Annotated in this window: 3 protein-coding genes and 1 tRNA gene; 3 read left to right on the forward strand and 1 reads right to left on the reverse strand. The window is 37.3% G+C overall.

The window, feature by feature from the left end:
- The first annotated feature begins 621 nt into the window (after window positions 1-621).
- The 3 genes from HC000_RS18105 (at window position 622) to HC000_RS18115 (ending at window position 2,015) form a co-directional block, all read left to right on the forward strand.
- Window positions 622-1,059: a transcriptional repressor gene (locus HC000_RS18105; protein WP_011327201.1), complete on the forward strand. Its 438-nt coding sequence runs from the start codon at window positions 622-624 to the stop codon at window positions 1,057-1,059.
- 63 nt (window positions 1,060-1,122) lie between these two features.
- Window positions 1,123-1,590, forward strand: a complete 468-nt coding sequence (locus HC000_RS18110) for a chemotaxis protein CheX (RefSeq protein ID WP_011327200.1) — start codon at window positions 1,123-1,125, stop codon at window positions 1,588-1,590.
- The gene (locus HC000_RS18115; RefSeq protein WP_179808376.1) at window positions 1,587-2,015 is read left to right on the forward strand and encodes a secondary thiamine-phosphate synthase enzyme YjbQ; all 429 of its coding nucleotides are present in this window, start codon (window positions 1,587-1,589) and stop codon (window positions 2,013-2,015) included. The genes HC000_RS18110 and HC000_RS18115 overlap by 4 nt, the downstream gene beginning before the upstream one ends.
- Before the next feature lie 289 nt (window positions 2,016-2,304).
- On the opposite strand, the gene HC000_RS18120 is transcribed toward HC000_RS18115, so the two are convergent.
- Window positions 2,305-2,380 (reverse strand) — tRNA-Gly (locus tag HC000_RS18120).
- Window positions 2,381-2,439: the final 59 nt, after the last annotated feature.

Consider the following 2,439-nt stretch of genomic DNA (forward strand, 5'->3'; position numbering starts at 1 on the left):
GGGCGCAGCCAGTTTTACGCAAGCGTTTTTTAAAGAAAACTTAAAATAAAACGCTGTTCGCTTGATATTTAAACCAAACGATTAAAAACAATACTAAACCATCTGTATTTTGGGTAACTCGACTTGGTTTTACATTCTAAGCTGGTATTGAGCAGTGCATAATTTAAGCACCACTCGATTGTTTGGGTAAATAAAGTGTGCTTATTACGCTACGCATATTAAGCATGCACAAATAGTAAACAAAACTAAAAGTCATGCAATTCTTTATAAGTAATAACCTGAGTAATTAGAAATTAGAGAAAGCCAATGTACTTTTAATGTAGTTTAAAACTAATGGCCTTCATTATTTTACTATATAGTACTGAAGCTACTACATAGGTATTATTTACTTGCTCATTTACTACAAGCAAATATCCAAACAAGCGTTATCGCTTATTAATGGAAAATAGCGACACTATACAATAAGTACTGCCCTCCCTAAAACCAAACTCGCTACTATTAATTTAACCTCTAAAGATAAACACGCCTTAGTGAATAGCTTTAACAAACGCGTTTAATTTAAACACTGCAACTTAAATACAGTGTGATATTATATCAAGGTAGCATAAGGATAAGAGAACGATGAATATAGAATCACTCGTAAGTAAAGCAAAACAAGTATGTGACAACCGTGGTGCGCGATTTACACCTATCCGTGAAAAGGTATTTCGTTTACTTGCAAGTGCGCAAGGTGGTGTGGGCGCGTATGATTTGCTCGAGCAATTAAAAGTAACAGAAACTGGCGCTAAACCTGCCACGATATACCGTGCATTAGATTTTTTGGCTGAGCTTGGTTTTATTCATAAAATTGAAAGCACCAATGCATTTATGTTGTGCCATCATTTTGATCATATTCATCCTGTACAGTTATTAATTTGCGATACCTGTGGATTTGTTAAAGAACTGCATTCAACCGTTATTTCGCATGAGCTAAATAGTTTAGCTGCGGAAGGTGGGTTTGTTGTATCGGCGCAAACAATAGAAGCACATGGAAGGTGTGAGTCTTGCAGAGCTGCATAGTTTTAGTAGCGATATAAATATTTTATATAGCTATTTTTTAGCACTAATTTAAGAGTAAATTATATGAATGTAGAGTTCATCAACCCTTTTTTATCTTCTTTAATCAATGTATTAAGTACAATGGCTCAAACACAATTAAAGCCAGGTAAGCCACGAATTAAAACTGATGAGAAAGCTTGTGGTGATGTATCAGGCCTGATCGGAATGGTTGGCCCGCAAACACGAGGCTCTTTTTCAATAACTTTTGATGAGCAGTTAGCACTTACCATCATGGAACGTATGCTTGGCGAACGTCCAGATAGTATAAATGAAGAAGTGACCGACATGGTAGGCGAAATTACTAACATGGTTACAGGTGGCGCTAAAAACTTATTGGGTCAAAAAGGTTTCGACTTTGATATGGCAACTCCAATTGTTGTATCTGGTAAAGACCATACTATTACCCATAAAAGCCAAGGTAAAAAAATACTCATGCCATTTACCTGCGATGCGGGTAACGCCAATATTGAAGTGAGTTTCGATAAGTTATGAGTTGGCAACAAAAAGTCATTACTTTAAAACCTCGTATCCGAGGTTTTCATTTAATTGATAACGAAATACTCATTCAAATTCCCGAACTCACAAATTATAAGGTGGGTTTACTGCACTTATTTATTCAACACACTTCAGCTAGCCTAACCATTAATGAAAATGCCGACCCTACTGTACGTATGGATATGGAGAGCCACTTTAATGAATTTGTTCCGCAGTGCCAACCCTATTATCGTCACGATTATGAAGGTGACGACGACATGCCAGCTCATATAAAAACCAGTATTTTAGGCTGTGAGTTAAGCATCCCTATTACAAATGGCTATTTAGCTTTAGGTACATGGCAAGGTGTTTATTTAGGTGAGCATCGAGACAGAGGTGGTACTAGGCGAATTGTAGCAACCATTCAGGGCGAGTTGTTTTAACAAGTCGCCTCTTCAACACTTAAACTGCACTCCCGCCGCATGCCCATTAATTACCACAGTAAAAACACATCACTTTATTGGTAAAGAACTTGTCCTTCGCGAGTAACTATCGTTGCTAATTACTAAAGGCTTTAACGCAATTTTTTATCGAACGCATAGCGAGAAAACTAAGTGTTCTTTAGTCGCTGGGTAGTTCACTGCATATGAAATTAGATAGAGAAAGATTGTATTTAAAATAAGAAATTTTTATGGCTTTTTGTTTGGGATATTTTTGATAGATATAAAAGATTGGAGCGGTACACGAGGCTCGAACTCGTGACCTCGACCTTGGCAAGGTCGCGCTCTACCAACTGAGCTAGTACCGCATTATAAAGTAGTCAGTAATTCGTCCGTTGGTGCGCGACAAATCGCGTTCAACATTCTA

Origin of the sequence: Pseudoalteromonas sp. MIP2626 (genome assembly GCF_013414205.1) — a bacterium.
In the GTDB taxonomy this organism is placed as follows: Bacteria; Pseudomonadota; Gammaproteobacteria; order Enterobacterales; family Alteromonadaceae; genus Pseudoalteromonas; species Pseudoalteromonas nigrifaciens.